This is a genomic window from Streptomyces avicenniae (assembly GCF_000719135.1).
Classification (GTDB): Bacteria; Actinomycetota; Actinomycetes; order Streptomycetales; family Streptomycetaceae; genus Streptomyces; species Streptomyces avicenniae.
The window spans coordinates 25,815-38,263 of sequence record NZ_JOEK01000014.1 but is presented as its reverse complement, the minus strand read 5'-3'; the positions used below and the strand labels follow the sequence as shown (position 1 = coordinate 38,263).

15 protein-coding genes are annotated in these 12,449 nt (G+C 74.9%); 10 read left to right on the top strand and 5 right to left on the bottom strand.

Features of this window, described 5'->3' with window-relative positions:
* Positions 1–4 precede the first annotated feature (4 nt).
* From IF27_RS23150 to amaP, 9 genes are all read left to right on the top strand, one after another.
* Complete coding sequence (locus IF27_RS23150; RefSeq protein ID WP_110946180.1) at positions 5–1,378, top strand: hypothetical protein; 1,374 nt, start codon at positions 5–7, stop codon at positions 1,376–1,378.
* A gap of 269 nt (positions 1,379–1,647) precedes the next feature.
* Positions 1,648–3,246 carry an ABC-F family ATP-binding cassette domain-containing protein gene (locus IF27_RS23145; protein WP_052851677.1) on the top strand — a complete coding sequence of 533 codons (1,599 nt, stop codon included), beginning with the start codon at positions 1,648–1,650 and terminating at the stop codon, positions 3,244–3,246.
* A 321-nt stretch (positions 3,247–3,567) separates the two neighbouring features.
* Positions 3,568–3,789, top strand: coding sequence for a helix-turn-helix domain-containing protein (locus tag IF27_RS23140; RefSeq protein WP_052851676.1), 222 nt, complete (start codon positions 3,568–3,570; stop codon positions 3,787–3,789).
* Between the two features lie 71 nt (positions 3,790–3,860).
* Positions 3,861–4,640, top strand: a complete 780-nt coding sequence (locus tag IF27_RS23135; protein ID WP_052851675.1) for an enoyl-CoA hydratase/isomerase family protein — start codon at positions 3,861–3,863, stop codon at positions 4,638–4,640.
* Positions 4,641–4,762: 122 nt separating this feature from the next.
* The gene (locus tag IF27_RS23130; protein WP_110946179.1) at positions 4,763–5,245 is read left to right on the top strand and encodes an Asp23/Gls24 family envelope stress response protein; all 483 of its coding nucleotides are present in this window, start codon (positions 4,763–4,765) and stop codon (positions 5,243–5,245) included.
* A gap of 68 nt (positions 5,246–5,313) precedes the next feature.
* Positions 5,314–5,511, top strand: a complete 198-nt coding sequence (locus IF27_RS23125; protein ID WP_052851674.1) for a hypothetical protein — start codon at positions 5,314–5,316, stop codon at positions 5,509–5,511.
* Positions 5,512–5,514: 3 nt separating this feature from the next.
* Positions 5,515–5,919: a hypothetical protein gene (locus IF27_RS23120; RefSeq protein WP_110946178.1), complete on the top strand. Its 405-nt coding sequence runs from the start codon at positions 5,515–5,517 to the stop codon at positions 5,917–5,919.
* Positions 5,916–6,530, top strand: coding sequence for a DUF6286 domain-containing protein (locus IF27_RS23115; protein ID WP_052851673.1), 615 nt, complete (start codon positions 5,916–5,918; stop codon positions 6,528–6,530). The genes IF27_RS23120 and IF27_RS23115 overlap by 4 nt, the downstream gene beginning before the upstream one ends.
* Positions 6,531–6,541: 11 nt before the next feature.
* Positions 6,542–7,123 (top strand): alkaline shock response membrane anchor protein AmaP, encoded by a 582-nt coding sequence (amaP, locus tag IF27_RS23110; protein ID WP_052851672.1) that lies wholly within the window; start codon positions 6,542–6,544, stop codon positions 7,121–7,123.
* A 16-nt stretch (positions 7,124–7,139) separates the two neighbouring features.
* Here amaP and IF27_RS23105 read toward each other — a convergent pair whose 3' ends face one another.
* The 4 genes from IF27_RS23105 to IF27_RS23090 all read right to left on the bottom strand — a co-directional run bounded on the left by IF27_RS23105 (position 7,140) and on the right by IF27_RS23090 (position 10,910).
* Positions 7,140–7,982 (bottom strand): helix-turn-helix transcriptional regulator, encoded by an 843-nt coding sequence (locus IF27_RS23105; protein ID WP_052851671.1) that lies wholly within the window; start codon positions 7,980–7,982, stop codon positions 7,140–7,142.
* Positions 7,983–8,040: 58 nt separating this feature from the next.
* Complete coding sequence (locus tag IF27_RS23100) at positions 8,041–8,808, bottom strand: SDR family NAD(P)-dependent oxidoreductase (RefSeq protein ID WP_052851670.1); 768 nt, start codon at positions 8,806–8,808, stop codon at positions 8,041–8,043.
* A 146-nt stretch (positions 8,809–8,954) separates the two neighbouring features.
* Positions 8,955–9,797, bottom strand: coding sequence for an SURF1 family cytochrome oxidase biogenesis protein (locus IF27_RS23095; protein ID WP_052851669.1), 843 nt, complete (start codon positions 9,795–9,797; stop codon positions 8,955–8,957).
* 84 nt (positions 9,798–9,881) lie between these two features.
* Complete coding sequence (locus IF27_RS23090) at positions 9,882–10,910, bottom strand: DEDDh family exonuclease (RefSeq protein ID WP_110946177.1); 1,029 nt, start codon at positions 10,908–10,910, stop codon at positions 9,882–9,884.
* A 154-nt stretch (positions 10,911–11,064) separates the two neighbouring features.
* On the opposite strand from IF27_RS23090, the gene moaA reads away from it, so the two are divergent.
* The gene (gene moaA, locus IF27_RS23085; RefSeq protein ID WP_052851668.1) at positions 11,065–12,054 is read left to right on the top strand and encodes a GTP 3',8-cyclase MoaA; all 990 of its coding nucleotides are present in this window, start codon (positions 11,065–11,067) and stop codon (positions 12,052–12,054) included.
* On the opposite strand, the gene IF27_RS23080 is transcribed toward moaA, so the two are convergent.
* On the bottom strand, positions 12,037–12,306 hold the full coding sequence (locus IF27_RS23080; protein ID WP_052851667.1) for a hypothetical protein: 270 nt from the start codon (positions 12,304–12,306) through the stop codon (positions 12,037–12,039). The two genes, moaA and IF27_RS23080, sit on opposite strands and share 18 nt — an antisense overlap.
* Between the last annotated feature and the right edge of the window lie 143 nt (positions 12,307–12,449).

Here is a 12,449-nt window from a genome sequence, read left to right as displayed (position 1 = left end):
TCGGGTGACGTCCCGAACTCCGCGTGAGCCCCGGTTGCGACTTGTCCCCCAGACCCCTCCCCAGCGCGCCGCCACCAGCAGGCGCAGCGCGGTCGGCAGACGCACACCACGCCCTCCCCGGGGCATCGCCCCCCAGGAACGCCTCGCCGCCCAGGCCCGCACCCTCCTCGCCGACGCCGTACGCCTCGCCCGCTGGGCCGACAGCAACGGCACCTCCCCCGAGGCGGAGCTCCATCGCGCCGCGGCCGACCTCGGCCTGACCCGCGCTCAGGTCAGCGAGCACTGGGGCCGCGCCCGCCTCGCCGGTCTCATCGAGCAGGCCGACGCGGGCGGCACCGTACGGGGCGGCTGGCGTCTGCGCGCCTGGGACCGCGACGACACCGCCGTGCTGCGCGGCTGGGTCGCCCTCTTCGACGCCTGGTCGCTCTCCCGCCCCGCGCCCGCGGACGCCGACCCGCACGCCGCCGCCGACATCGTCGCCGCCCTCCCGCAACTGCTGTCCGTCATGCACCTGTCGGCCGGGCCCGTCACCGCGGAAGGGCTCATCGACCTGCTCGCCCGCCGCGTCTCCGAGCTGCGCGCCGACCGCCACGACCCCGGCATACCCGCCGACAGCGACGCGGCCGAACAGGAACGCCTCCTCGGCTGGGCCCTCGACACCCTCGCCGGGACCGGCGCCCTCACCCTGCACGCCCGCGGCTCACGCCCCGCGCGCGCCCGTCTCACCGACCTCGGCAGCTGGGCCATGTGGACCAAGCTGGAGCAGATCTGCATCGCCGCCCAGAGCACGGCGGGCGCCGGGAACATCGAACAGTCCGCCGTCGCGATGCTCCGCGGCTGCGCCAACCTCACGCCGGGCCCCTCCCGCGCCGAGTACCGCGCCTGGCTGGCCGTCCGCGCCGCCGGGCCCGCCGTCGCCGAACTCCTCGACGCCGCACGGGGCGAGGACGCCCTCATCCGCGGCCTCGCCTTCGAGGCCCTGCGCGTCGTCGGCGCCCCGGCCATCACCGCCGTACGGGCCGCCGCCGCCGAGCCCGTGCTCCGCCCGTACGCCCTCCTGTGGCTCGCCGACCACGAGGGCGGCGACCCCCGCGACCACGGCGAGTCCCACCAAGGCGTCCTCAGCCCGGGGGAGGCCACCTGGCTGTGGGTGGACACCGCGTCCGCCGCCCAGGAGAACGGCTCGGACCGGCTCCTCCTCGACCACCTCGACGCCGCGCCCCAGCCGTCGCTCGCCCAGCTCCTCACCGACATCAGGACCTGCGGCCACCCGCGCACCGTGCAGGTCCTCATGGCCCTCGCCGCCGCCCACCCCGACCCGGCGAGCGCGCGCCGCGTACGCCGCGCCGCCTTCCAGGTCCACGCGGGCGGCGCCTGACCAGGGCGCGGCACCCGTCGGCGAGGGGCCCGCGCGCAGCGCGCACGTCCCGCCCCGCCGCCGCGCGGGCGGTCCCACGCCCGCGTCCCGCCACCCCGGGCGCCCGCGCACGCCCCGCCCCCACCCCGGGGCCACGGAGCGGTCGCCGGGCGCGGCTAGACTGGCCGCATGGACATTCGCCCCCTCGTGGCTTAGCGGACGTACGCCGCCCCGGCAGTTGCCCGTCGCCCCTGTCCGCACGTCCACGTCCCGCTTCGGAGTTCCCGTCCATGATTACCGCCAGTGGAGTCGAGCTGCGCGCCGGCGCCCGCATCCTCATCGAGAGCGCCTCCTTCCGTATCGCGAAGGGCGACCGGATCGGGCTCGTCGGCCGCAACGGCGCAGGCAAGACCACGCTCACCAAGTGCCTCGCGGGGGAGGGGACCCCGGCCGGTGGCGCCATCACCCGTACCGGCGAGGTCGGTTACCTGCCCCAGGACCCCCGCACCGGCGACCTCGACGTCCTGGCCCGCGACCGCATCCTCGCCGCCCGCGGCCTCGACACGGTCCTGCGCGGCATGCGCGAGAGCGAGGACCGCATGGCGAGCGGTCAGGGCGACGTCCGCGACCGGGCGATGCGCCGCTACGAGCGCCTGGAGACCGAGTTCCTGACCCGCGGCGGGTACGCCGCCGAGGCGGAGGCCGCGACCATCGCCGCCAGCCTCGGACTGCCCGACCGCGTCCTCGGCCAGCCGCTGCACACCCTCTCGGGCGGCCAGCGGCGTCGCGTGGAGCTGGCCCGCATCCTCTTCTCGGACGCCGACATCCTGCTGCTCGACGAGCCGACCAACCACCTCGACGCCGACTCCGTCGTCTGGCTGCGCGACTTCCTGAAGACGTACCGCGGCGGCCTCGTCGTGATCTCCCACGACATCGACCTCGTCGAGACGGTCGTCAACAAGGTCTTCTACCTGGACGCCAACCGCGCCGCGATCGACGTCTACAACATGGGCTGGAAGCAGTACCGCGTCCAGCGCGAGGCCGACGAGAAGCGCCGCAAGCGGGAGCGCGCCAACGCCGAGAAGAAGGCCGCCGCCCTCAACGCCCAGGCCGACAAGATGCGCGCCAAGGCGACCAAGGCGACCGCCGCCCAGAACATGGCCCGCCGCGCCGAGCGGCTGCTCTCCGGCCTGGAGGCCGAGCGCCAGCAGGACAAGGTCGCCAAGCTCCGCTTCCCCGACCCCGCGCCCTGCGGACGCACGCCGCTCACCGCGGAGGGCCTGTCCAAGTCGTACGGCTCGCTGGAGATCTTCAACGACGTCTCCCTCGCCATCGACAAGGGCTCACGCGTCGTCATCCTCGGCCTGAACGGCGCGGGCAAGACGACGCTGCTGCGGCTGCTGGCCGGTGTCGAGAAGCCGGACACCGGCGAGGTCAGCCCGGGCCACGGCCTCAAGCTGGGCTACTACGCGCAGGAGCACGAGACGCTCGACCCGGAGCGCAGCGTGCTGGAGAACATGCGCTCGGCCGCGCCTGACCTGGACATGGTGTCCGTGCGCAAGACGCTCGGCTCGTTCCTCTTCTCGGGCGACGACGTGGACAAGCCCGCTGGCGTCCTGTCAGGCGGCGAGAAGACGCGTCTCGCGCTGGCCACGCTCGTCGTCTCGTCCGCCAACGTCCTGCTGCTCGACGAGCCGACGAACAACCTGGACCCGGCCAGCCGCGAGGAGATCCTGGGCGCCCTGCACAGCTTCGCGGGCGCCGTCGTCCTCGTCACCCACGACGAGGGGGCGGTGGACGCCCTCCAGCCCGAGCGGATCATCATGCTGCCGGACGGCGTCGAGGACCTGTGGAGCCCGGACTACGCGGACCTCGTCGCCCTCGCCTGACCGGCGCCCGGTGCGGCCGGGCGCCGGTGATCATGTACGGGTGGATCATTCGGCCGACGCTTGATCATTCATCTGAGTGAGGACGACTGGTACCCCGGCGTGTCGCCACGCCCGGGGCCCCGTCGTCCCCACGGGCCCGCTCCCACCGCGCTGACCAGCGGATTCGCCCCCCGCCCCCTGCTGTTCACCCCGCCGTGACCCACCCAGGAACCCACCTCCCGTGATCCGTTTGTCGTACGGGCACCGACGAATGGGTGGCCAGGACGACGGATAGGGGTGATCATGAGAGTCACGTCAGCGCACTTCCACGAGGAGGCACGGGTGGCCGAGACTCTGAAGAAGGGCAGCCGGGTGACCGGCCCCGCGCGCGAGAAGCTCGCGGCAGACCTCAAGCGCAAATACGAGTCCGGGGCGAGCATCCGGGCGCTGGCCGAGGAGACCGGCCGGAGCTACGGATTCGTCCACCGCATGCTCAGCGAGGCGGACGTCACCCTGCGCGGCAGGGGCGGCGCCACCCGCGGCAAGAAGACCCCGACCCCCTGACAGGACCGGCGGCCCGGCCGTTACGCTGCGGTGTACTGCTCAGTACTACCGTCTGGTAACCGGAGGCCGTCATGAGCCTGCTCGACCGCGACGGTGTGCGTGTCACCGTCCGAGACGCCGTGGCGTCGGTCACGCTGGTACGTCCCGACCGGCGCAACGCGCAGACCCCCGCCATGTGGCGCGCCCTGGCCGAGGCCGGACGCCTGCTCCCGGGGGACGTGCGCATCGTCGTCCTGCGCGGCGAGGGACCGTCCTTCTCGGCGGGCCTCGACCGGCAGGCGTTCACCGCCGACGGCATCGAGGGCGAGCCGTCGTTCACCGCGCTGGCCCACCTGGACGACGCCCGCCTCGACGCCGCGCTCAGCGGCTTCCAAGCCGGTTTCACCTGGTGGCGCCGCCCCGACGTCGTCACCGTCGCCGCCGTGCAGGGCCACGCGGTCGGCGCGGGCTTCCAGCTCGCGCTCGCGTGCGACCTGCGCGTCTGCGCCGACGACGTGACCTTCCGGATGCCGGAGACCTCCCTCGGCCTCGTCCCCGACCTCGGCGGGACGAAGCCGCTGGTCTCCCTCGTCGGCTACGCGCGGGCCCTGGAGATCTGCGCCACCGGCCGCGCGGTGCGCGCCGACGAGGCGGAGCGCCTCGGGCTCGCCACCCTCGTCGTGCCCGCCGCCGACCTCGCCGCGGCCACCGACGACCTCACCGCCGCGCTGCTCGCTGCGCCCCGGGACGCCCTCGTCGAGACCAAGGCGCTGCTGCGCGACGCCGCCGGGCGCGACCACGCCGCCCAGCGCGCCGCCGAGCGCGCCGCCCAGGCCCGCCGCTTCCGTGACCTCGCCGGGCTGGGGGAGTAGGGCCCGGCGGCGAGGGGGCGGCCACTCGTTCGGCCCGCGCACCCCGCCCACGTCACCCGCGGCGGCCCTAGGGTGACAAGGGTGGGGCGGGGGCAGCGCACCCCGGAAGGAGCGAGCCGACCATGACCGACCCGGGCACCGGCACCACCGGCACCACCGGCCTTCCCGACGACCCGGTGTCACCCGACGACCCCGTCCGCCCCGGCACGTGCGCGCCGGGCGACCGCGGGCACACCGTCATCGCCGACGGCGTCGTCGCGAAGATCGCGGGGATGGCGGCGCGGGACGTCCTCGGCGTCCACACCCTGGGCGGCGGCCTGGCCCGCACGCTGGACGCGGTGCGCGAGCGCGTCCCCGGCGGCGGCCGGTCCGTCACCCGCGGCATCAAGGCCGAGGTGGGCGAGGTGCAGGCGGCGCTCGACCTGGAGATCGTCGCGGAGTACGGCGTGTCCCTCGCCGAGGTGTCCCGTACCGTACGGGAGAACGTCGTCGCCGCCGTCGAACGCATGACGGGCCTCGAAGTGGTCGAGGTCAACATCACCATCGGTGACGTGTGGGTGCCGGACGACGACGTGGACGAGGAAGAGCGCCCGGCACTGCAATAAGCGGACGGGCTCGGGGCAGAACAAGCAGCATCAGGGGCCCGCCGGGCGCCGCCCAAGGAGCGCACACGATGAACAGCATGGCCGTGGTCGGCATGATCGCCGGGATGGCACTGGGTTTCGCGGGATACTTCGGCGGGTTCGCCGCCTTCCTGCTGGTGGCGGCACTCGGCGCCATCGGCTTCGTCGTCGGCCGGTTCGCCGACGGCGACCTGGACCCGGGCGACTTCTTCCGCCCCCGGGAGCGCCGTGACGACCGGCGGAGCTGACCCGTGGACACCCTGACCCAGGTGCCCGCCGCCGAGCGCGGCACCACGCGCGTCTCCGAGCGGGTGGTCGCCAAGCTCGCCGCGCAGGCGGCCTGGGAGGCGCTGACCGCCGACCGCACCGGGCCCCCGCCGCCCCCGCGCCACGACGGCCATCCGCTCGCCACCGCGGTCGTCCGCCGCCCGCCGGGCGCCGCGGGGGACACCGGGGCGACCGCGGCCGTCCGCGTCGAGCTGGAGCTCGCCTATCCCTGCGACATCGGCGCCAGCTGCCGCGCCGTCCGGCGGCACATCGCCGCGCGCCTCGGGGAGCTGGCGGGCATGGAGACCTACGACGTCGCCGTCACCGTCACGCGCCTGCACTCCCGGCACGGCGCCTCCGCCGGGCCCCGCAGGAGGCGCGTCCTGTGAACGTCACCGCCGCGGAACGCCCGCCCGAGCCCGACGCCGCGCCGGACGCCGAGGAGGCCCACGCCCACCCGGCGCGCCGCTTCTGGTCGGAACGCCGCGTCCCCGCCGTCCTGGTCGCCGCCGCCACGCTGATCACCGGCGGCCCCCTGCTGTACGACATCGTCGCCGTGCGCGCCGACCGCCCGGCCACCCAGTGGCGCCGCAACCTCGCGGACGGGCTCGACTCCCGCGCCATGGACGACGCCTGGGTGATCACCGGCTGCGCCGCCGCGATCGCCGTCGGCGTCTGCCTCGTGGTCCTCGCCGTCACCCCGGGGCTGCGCGGCATCCTCCCGATGCGCCGCCGCGCGGCCGAGCAGGTGCGCTCCGGCATCGAGCGCAGCGCCGTCGGCGTCGTCCTGCGCGACCGGGCGCTGGCGGTCTCCGGCGTGCGCGCCGTCCGCGTGACGGCGGGTCGGCACCGCGTACGGGTCCTCGCCGAGTCGCACTTCCGCGACCTCGACGTGGTGCGCGCCGACCTGGACGCGGTGCTCGCCGACGGCGTCCGCGACCTGGGCCTGTCGCGGCGGCCCGCCCTCACCGTCCACGCCCACCGGCCCGCGAAGCGATAGGTGCACCCGAGATGCTGCGCGCGACCAACCGCGTCCTCCTCCTGCTCACCGGCCTGCTGCTGATCACCGCGGGGACCGCGGGGCTGGCCACCGCCCTCGGCCTGGTGCCCGACGCCTGGGCCTGGCCCTGGCACCGCTCCGACGACGTCGTCCTCAGCCACGCGGAACGCGTCCACCTCCGCGAGCAGGGCTGGTTCTGGCCCGTCGTGATCGCCGCGCTGTCGCTGCTGCTCGTCCTCGCCCTGTGGTGGCTCCTCGCGCAGTCCCGCCGCCCCCGGCTCGGCGAGGTCCTGGTGGACACCGGGGACGGGGTCGCCGCCGTCGTGCGCGGGCGCGCGCTCGAAGAGGCCCTCACGGCCGAGGCCGAGGCGCTGCCCGGCATCGACCGGGCACGCGTCACCCTCGTGGGCCGCCGCACACAGCCGCGGCTCAAGGTCGGGCTGATCCTCGCGCCGCAGGCGCGCCCCGACGAGGCGGTCACCGCGCTGCGGACGGTGGCGATCGAGAACGCGCGCCGTTCCACCGGGCTGCCCGCGCTCCCCGCCGAGATCCGCATGCGCTCGGCTGGCCACGCGCCCGAACGCGTCTCCTGAGCCCGCCGCCGGGCCGTCAGGCGTACGGCGGCCGGTCGCCGACGGCGGCGAGCAGCTGCAGCTTCTCGTGGCTCTCCGTCCCCGGGGACGCCGTGTAGACGAGCAGCGCCTGCGCCTGGTCGGGCGCGTACAGCACCTGGCAGTGCAGGTCGAGCACGCCGAGGTCCGGGTGGAGGACGCGCTTCCTGTCGTCGGGGCGGCTCACCCCGATCTCGTGCGCGCTCCACAGCTCCGCGAACTCCTCGCTCAGCTCCAGCAGCCGCTCCGCCATCCGATGGGCCTCCGAGCCGCGCCCCTGGCGGGAGAAGGCATTGCGCAGGTTGGAGGTGAACACCCGGCCGTGCAGCGGGTGGTCCTCCTCCGGATAGGCGCGACGGGCGCGGGGGTCGGTGAACCAGCGGTAGACGATGCTGCGTTCCGGGCCGGTGAACCGCATCTCGTCGCCGAAGAGCGCGACGGCCGGTCGCGTCTGCGCCAGCGTCTCCGACAGCGGGCCGATCACCTGCGCCGGGGTGTCCTGGAGCCGGTCGAAGATGCGCATCATGCCGGGGGCGATGTGGCCGCCGCGCAGCAGGCGGCCTGGGGTGTTGTGCCCGGCGAGGCGGAAGAGGTGGTCCCGCTCGTCCAGCGACAGGCGCATCCCCTGGGCGATCGCGCCGAGCATGGGCTCGGACGGCTGGGGGCCGCGCTGCTGCTCCAGCCTGCCGTAGTAGTCGGCCGACATGCCGCACAGCGCGGCGACCTCCTCCCGGCGCAGCCCGCGGGTCCTGCGGCGCGGTCCGCGCGGCAGCCCGACGTCCTCCGGCTGGAGCGCCTCCCTGCGGGTGCGCAGGAAGTCCGCCAGCTGTGCCCGGTCCATACCCTGTCCTCTCGCCTCGCAGCCGCCGTGCCGTGCCGCCCTGTCCGCCAGGAACTGCCTACAGGAAGATGCCGCCCGACGCCTCGACGCGCTGCCCGTTCAGCCATCCGGACCCCTCGGACAGCACAGCGGTGATGACGCCGCCGATGTCGTCGGGCTCGCCCACCCTGGCCAGCGCCGTCTGCGCGCCGAGCGCGGCGCGCGTCTCGGCGTGGTCGCGCAGCAGCCCGCCGCCGAAGTCGGTCGCGACCGGTCCTGGCGCCACCGTGTTGACGCGGATGCCGCGCGGGCCCAGCTCCTTCGCCAGGTAGCGCGTCAGGACCTCCACGGCGCCCTTCACCGCGGCGTACGCGGACGAGCCCGGGTTCGTGAAGCGCGTCAGGCCCGTGGAGACGTTGATCACGCGCCCGCCGTCCGCGAGGAGCGGCAGCAGGGTCTGCGTGAGGAAGAAGACGCCCCGGAAGTGGACGTCGAGCAGCGCGTCCAGCTCCTCGACCGAGGTCTCGGCGAAGGGGCGGTACAGGGCCGTGCCCGCGTTGTTGACCAGGAAGTCGAACGTGTCGCGGTCCCAGCCCTCCTTGAGGGTGGCCCGCAGCTCGTCGGCGAAGGCGCCGTGGTCCGCGACGCGGCCGGTGTCGAGCCGCAGGGCGCGGGCCGTGCCGCCGAGCGCCGTGACGGCCTCGACGACCGCCGCGGCCTCCTCGGCGTGCGAACGGTAGGTGAGCACGACGTCCGTGCCGCTCTCGGCGAGCCGCAGCGCCGTGGCGCGGCCGAGCCCTCGGTTGGCGCCGGTGATCAGGGCGATCCTGCGGGTGCGCGTGGTCATGTGCCGGTTCCTCCGGATCGGGGGAGGGCCGCCGCGCGCCGTCCGCGCGGCTCTGGCACCCTCCGCCACGCGTTCCACCCTCGCGCCGTCGCGGCGGGGGATGAAGGGCGCACCTGTCCGGGGACCGCCGGTCCCCCTCTGCGGGCTCAGCCGCCGGTGGGGGACGCCACCGGGGCGGCGGGTTCGCGGGGCCGCGGCGGCGCCGCCGCGCGCCGCGCCTTGGCCTCCGCGGCCCTGATGTCCTTGACCTCGCGGCGCAGCAGGATGATCCAGCCCGCGGGCACGCCGCCGGTGAACAGCCACCACTGGATGGCGTACGCGAAGTGCGCGCCGATGCTGGAGTGGTCCGGCGCGTTCAGGAGCTGCGGCTGCGCGTCCGCGTCGGCGGGCGCCGGGGACGTCGCCGTCAGCACCAGGTAGCCGCCCAGCGTCGGGACGCCGCCCATCGCCTCGGACCGCTCGGCGCTGTTGATCATCATCACCATGCCGTCCGGGAGGCCGGAGCGGTCACGGATACCGGTGGTCGCGCTCGTCTCGTCCGTCATCAGGCGGCCGGTGACGGTCACCTCGCCCGGGGGCGGCGCGGGCACGTCGGGGAGCGTCGTCAGGTCCTCGCCCGCGCTGATCCAGCCGCGGTTCACGAGCGCGGCCGTGCCGTCGTCCTGGACCAGGGGGGTCAGCACCCAGTAGCCGACGGTCTCGTCGTTCGAGGAACGGTTGCGCACCACGACCTGGTGGCCGGTGTCGTACGTGCCGACCGCCGTCACCGGCCGGTAGCGGTCGTCGGGGTCGGGCTCGCCGCCGACCGAGGTCAGCTCCGCCATCGGCGTCTCGGGCGCCGCGAGGCTGTCGCTGATCAGCTCGTTGCGCGCGACCCGCTGCTCGTGGCGGTGCAGCTGCCAGAACCCCAGCCAGATCATCGACGGGATCAGGGTCAGCGCGACGAGGGTGAGGATCACCCACTGCCGGGTCAGCAGAAAGCGGTACACACCGCCCGACCGTACCCGAGGGGGGACGCTCCGCTCCCGGCAGGGTGCCTCTCGCCACGCGGGCGGCGCGCGCCGGGCGGCTCGTCAGCCCTGGTCGCCCTCGGCCGCGCGTGTGCCGGGCGCCATGTCGTCGAGCAGCCGGACGAACGTCGCCTCGTCGATGACCGGGGTGCCCAGCTCCCTGGCGCGCGACGCCTTGCCCGTCGGCGCCTGCGGGTCGTTCGACACCAGCAGGCTCGTCAGCCGCGAGACGCTGCCCGCGATGTGCAGCCCGGCGTCGAACGCCTGGTCCTCCAGCAGCTCGCGCTCCACCGAGGTGTCGCCCGAGATCGCGACCCGCATGCCCTGGACGAGCCGTTCACCCGCCGTGTAGCGGCCGGGGTTGACCCACGGGCACGGCGGGCGCCGCTTCGTCTGCCGCCAGCCGCGCTGGCCCGCCCAGGAGCCCCACCGGGCGCCCCGCTCCGCCGCGGGCGGCGGCTCGGACCAGCGGGTCACCGGCAGGCACGCCAGCAGGGGCAGCGGCAGACCCAGGCCCGCCGCCTGGTGCAGGCTGGGGCGGAACGCCTCGGCGAGGACGCGCGCGTCGTCCAGCGCGTGGTGCGCCTGCCGCTGCACGACGCCGAAGTGCGTCACCAGCGTCTCCAGCCGGTGGTTCGCCAGCGGCAGCCCCAGGGCCTTCGACAGGTGGATGGTGCACAGCCGTTGCTTGACGGGCGCGATCCGGCCCGCCCGCGCGTACTCGTGCGCCAGCATCGACCAGTCGAACTTCGCGTTGTGCGCGACCAGCACACGGTCCGCCAGCCGCTCCGCCAACTCCCCCGCCACATCGGCGAACAGCGGCGCGTCCGCCAGCATCCGGGCCGTCAGACCGTGGATGTGCACGGGCCCCGGGTCGCGCTGCGGGTTGACGGTCGAGTACCAGTGGTCCTCGACCTCGCCGCGCGCGGTGAGCCGGTAGACGGCCGCCGACACTATCCGGTCGTGCGTGGCCAGGCCCGTCGTCTCGACGTCCACCACGGCGTACCCGGTCGGGTAGCCCAAGGGCCACAGCCTGTCCTGGGTCTGCCGGACGGGTGTGTCTGGCGCGGGTGCCTGCTGGTCTTCGAGCATGGTTCCCGAGGATACGGGCCACCACCGACAGCGCCTCGCGAGGCACGAGTTGACGGGGCGCCGCCGCACCGTCCGCCCCCGCGCTCCCTCGGCGATGTCGGCGCCGTCCCGTACGCTGCGGAGCATCCGGTCCCCACGCGGCGGAGGTTCACCCATGTTGCCCGACACCCACGGCCGTAACGCCACGGACCTGCGCGTCTCGCTGACCGACCGGTGCAACCTGCGGTGCACCTACTGCATGCCGGAGGAGGGCCTGTCCTGGCTGGCGAAGCCCGAACTCCTCGACGACGACGAGATCGTCCGCCTCGTCCGGCTGGCCGTCACGGAACTGGGCGTCACGGACGTCCGTTTCACGGGTGGTGAGCCGCTGCTGCGGCCCGGCCTGACCGGCATCGTCGCCCGGTGCGCCGCCCTCACCCCCCGGCCCCGGCTCTCGCTCACCACCAACGGCATCGGCCTGGAGCGGACCGCCGCCGCCCTCGCCGCCGCCGGGCTCGACCGCGTCAACGTCTCGCTCGACACGCTCGACCCCGACACGTTCCACCGCCTCACCCGCCGCCGCCGACACGCCGACGTGCTGCGCGGCGTCGCGGCGGCCCACGCCGCGGGGCTCACCCCCGTGAAGGTCAACTCCGTGCTGATGCCAGGCGTCAACGACACCGAGGCGCCCGACCTGCTCGCCTGGGCCGTGGAACACGGCTACGAGCTGCGCTTCATCGAGCAGATGCCGCTCGACGCCCAGCACGGCTGGCAGCGCGCGGGGATGATCACCGCGGAGGACGTCCTGACGTCCCTGCGCGCCCGGTTCACCCTCACCCCGGAGGAGGACGGGCGGCGCGGCTCCGCGCCCGCCGAGCGCTGGCTCGTGGACGGCGGCCCGCACCGCGTCGGCGTCATCGCGTCCGTCACCCGCCCGTTCTGCCGCGCCTGCGACAGGACCCGGCTCACCGCCGACGGTCAGGTGCGCAACTGCCTCTTCGCGCGCGAGGAGACCGACCTGCGCGCCGCCCTGCGCTCCGGGGCCGACGACGCCGCGCTCGCCCGCCTGTGGCGGGCCGCGATGTGGGGCAAGAAGGCCGGTTCAGGGCTGGACGACCCGGCGTTCGTGCAACCGGACCGTCCGATGTCAGCGATCGGCGGCTGACGCGGGCGGCCACTCGGCCAGGGGCACGACGTCCTTCAGGAAGCCCCGCAGCCCGAGGAAGCGCGACAGGTACTCGCGGTGCTCCTCGCAGGCGACCCATGTCTTGCGGCGCTCGGGCGTGTGGAGCTTCGGGTTGTTCCACGCCAGCACCCACTCGGCGGCGTCACGGCAGTCCTTCGCGGAACAGACCACGGTCTGGTCGGCGGGCGCGTTCGTCACGGAATCCTCTCCCTCTCCGCATCGTCTCCCCATGAGGCACACAGGAGCGGACGGCGGCGGGAAAAGGGGCGACGCCGGGCAGCCACGGGGGGAGCCGCCCGGCGTCGGTCCGTCGCTCCGACGGGGGATGCGGAGCGCCCTAGAAGTATGACATGCAATGCCCTCTTCGGCGCAGC

Excerpts from the sequence above, each read along its gene's own strand:
- IF27_RS23145 (WP_052851677.1), top strand. The coding sequence starts at position 1,648 with ATGATTACCGCCAGTGGAGTCGAGCTGCGCGCCGGCGCCCGCATCCTC.
- IF27_RS23135 (WP_052851675.1), top strand. The coding sequence starts at position 3,861 with ATGAGCCTGCTCGACCGCGACGGTGTGCGTGTCACCGTCCGAGACGCC.
- IF27_RS23130 (WP_110946179.1), top strand. The coding sequence starts at position 4,763 with ATGACCGACCCGGGCACCGGCACCACCGGCACCACCGGCCTTCCCGAC.
- IF27_RS23125 (WP_052851674.1), top strand. The coding sequence starts at position 5,314 with ATGAACAGCATGGCCGTGGTCGGCATGATCGCCGGGATGGCACTGGGT.
- amaP (WP_052851672.1), top strand. The coding sequence starts at position 6,542 with ATGCTGCGCGCGACCAACCGCGTCCTCCTCCTGCTCACCGGCCTGCTG.
- IF27_RS23105 (WP_052851671.1), bottom strand. The coding sequence starts at position 7,982 with ATGGACCGGGCACAGCTGGCGGACTTCCTGCGCACCCGCAGGGAGGCG.
- IF27_RS23100 (WP_052851670.1), bottom strand. The coding sequence starts at position 8,808 with ATGACCACGCGCACCCGCAGGATCGCCCTGATCACCGGCGCCAACCGA.
- IF27_RS23090 (WP_110946177.1), bottom strand. The coding sequence starts at position 10,910 with ATGCTCGAAGACCAGCAGGCACCCGCGCCAGACACACCCGTCCGGCAG.
- moaA (WP_052851668.1), top strand. The coding sequence starts at position 11,065 with ATGTTGCCCGACACCCACGGCCGTAACGCCACGGACCTGCGCGTCTCG.
- IF27_RS23080 (WP_052851667.1), bottom strand. The coding sequence starts at position 12,306 with ATGGGGAGACGATGCGGAGAGGGAGAGGATTCCGTGACGAACGCGCCC.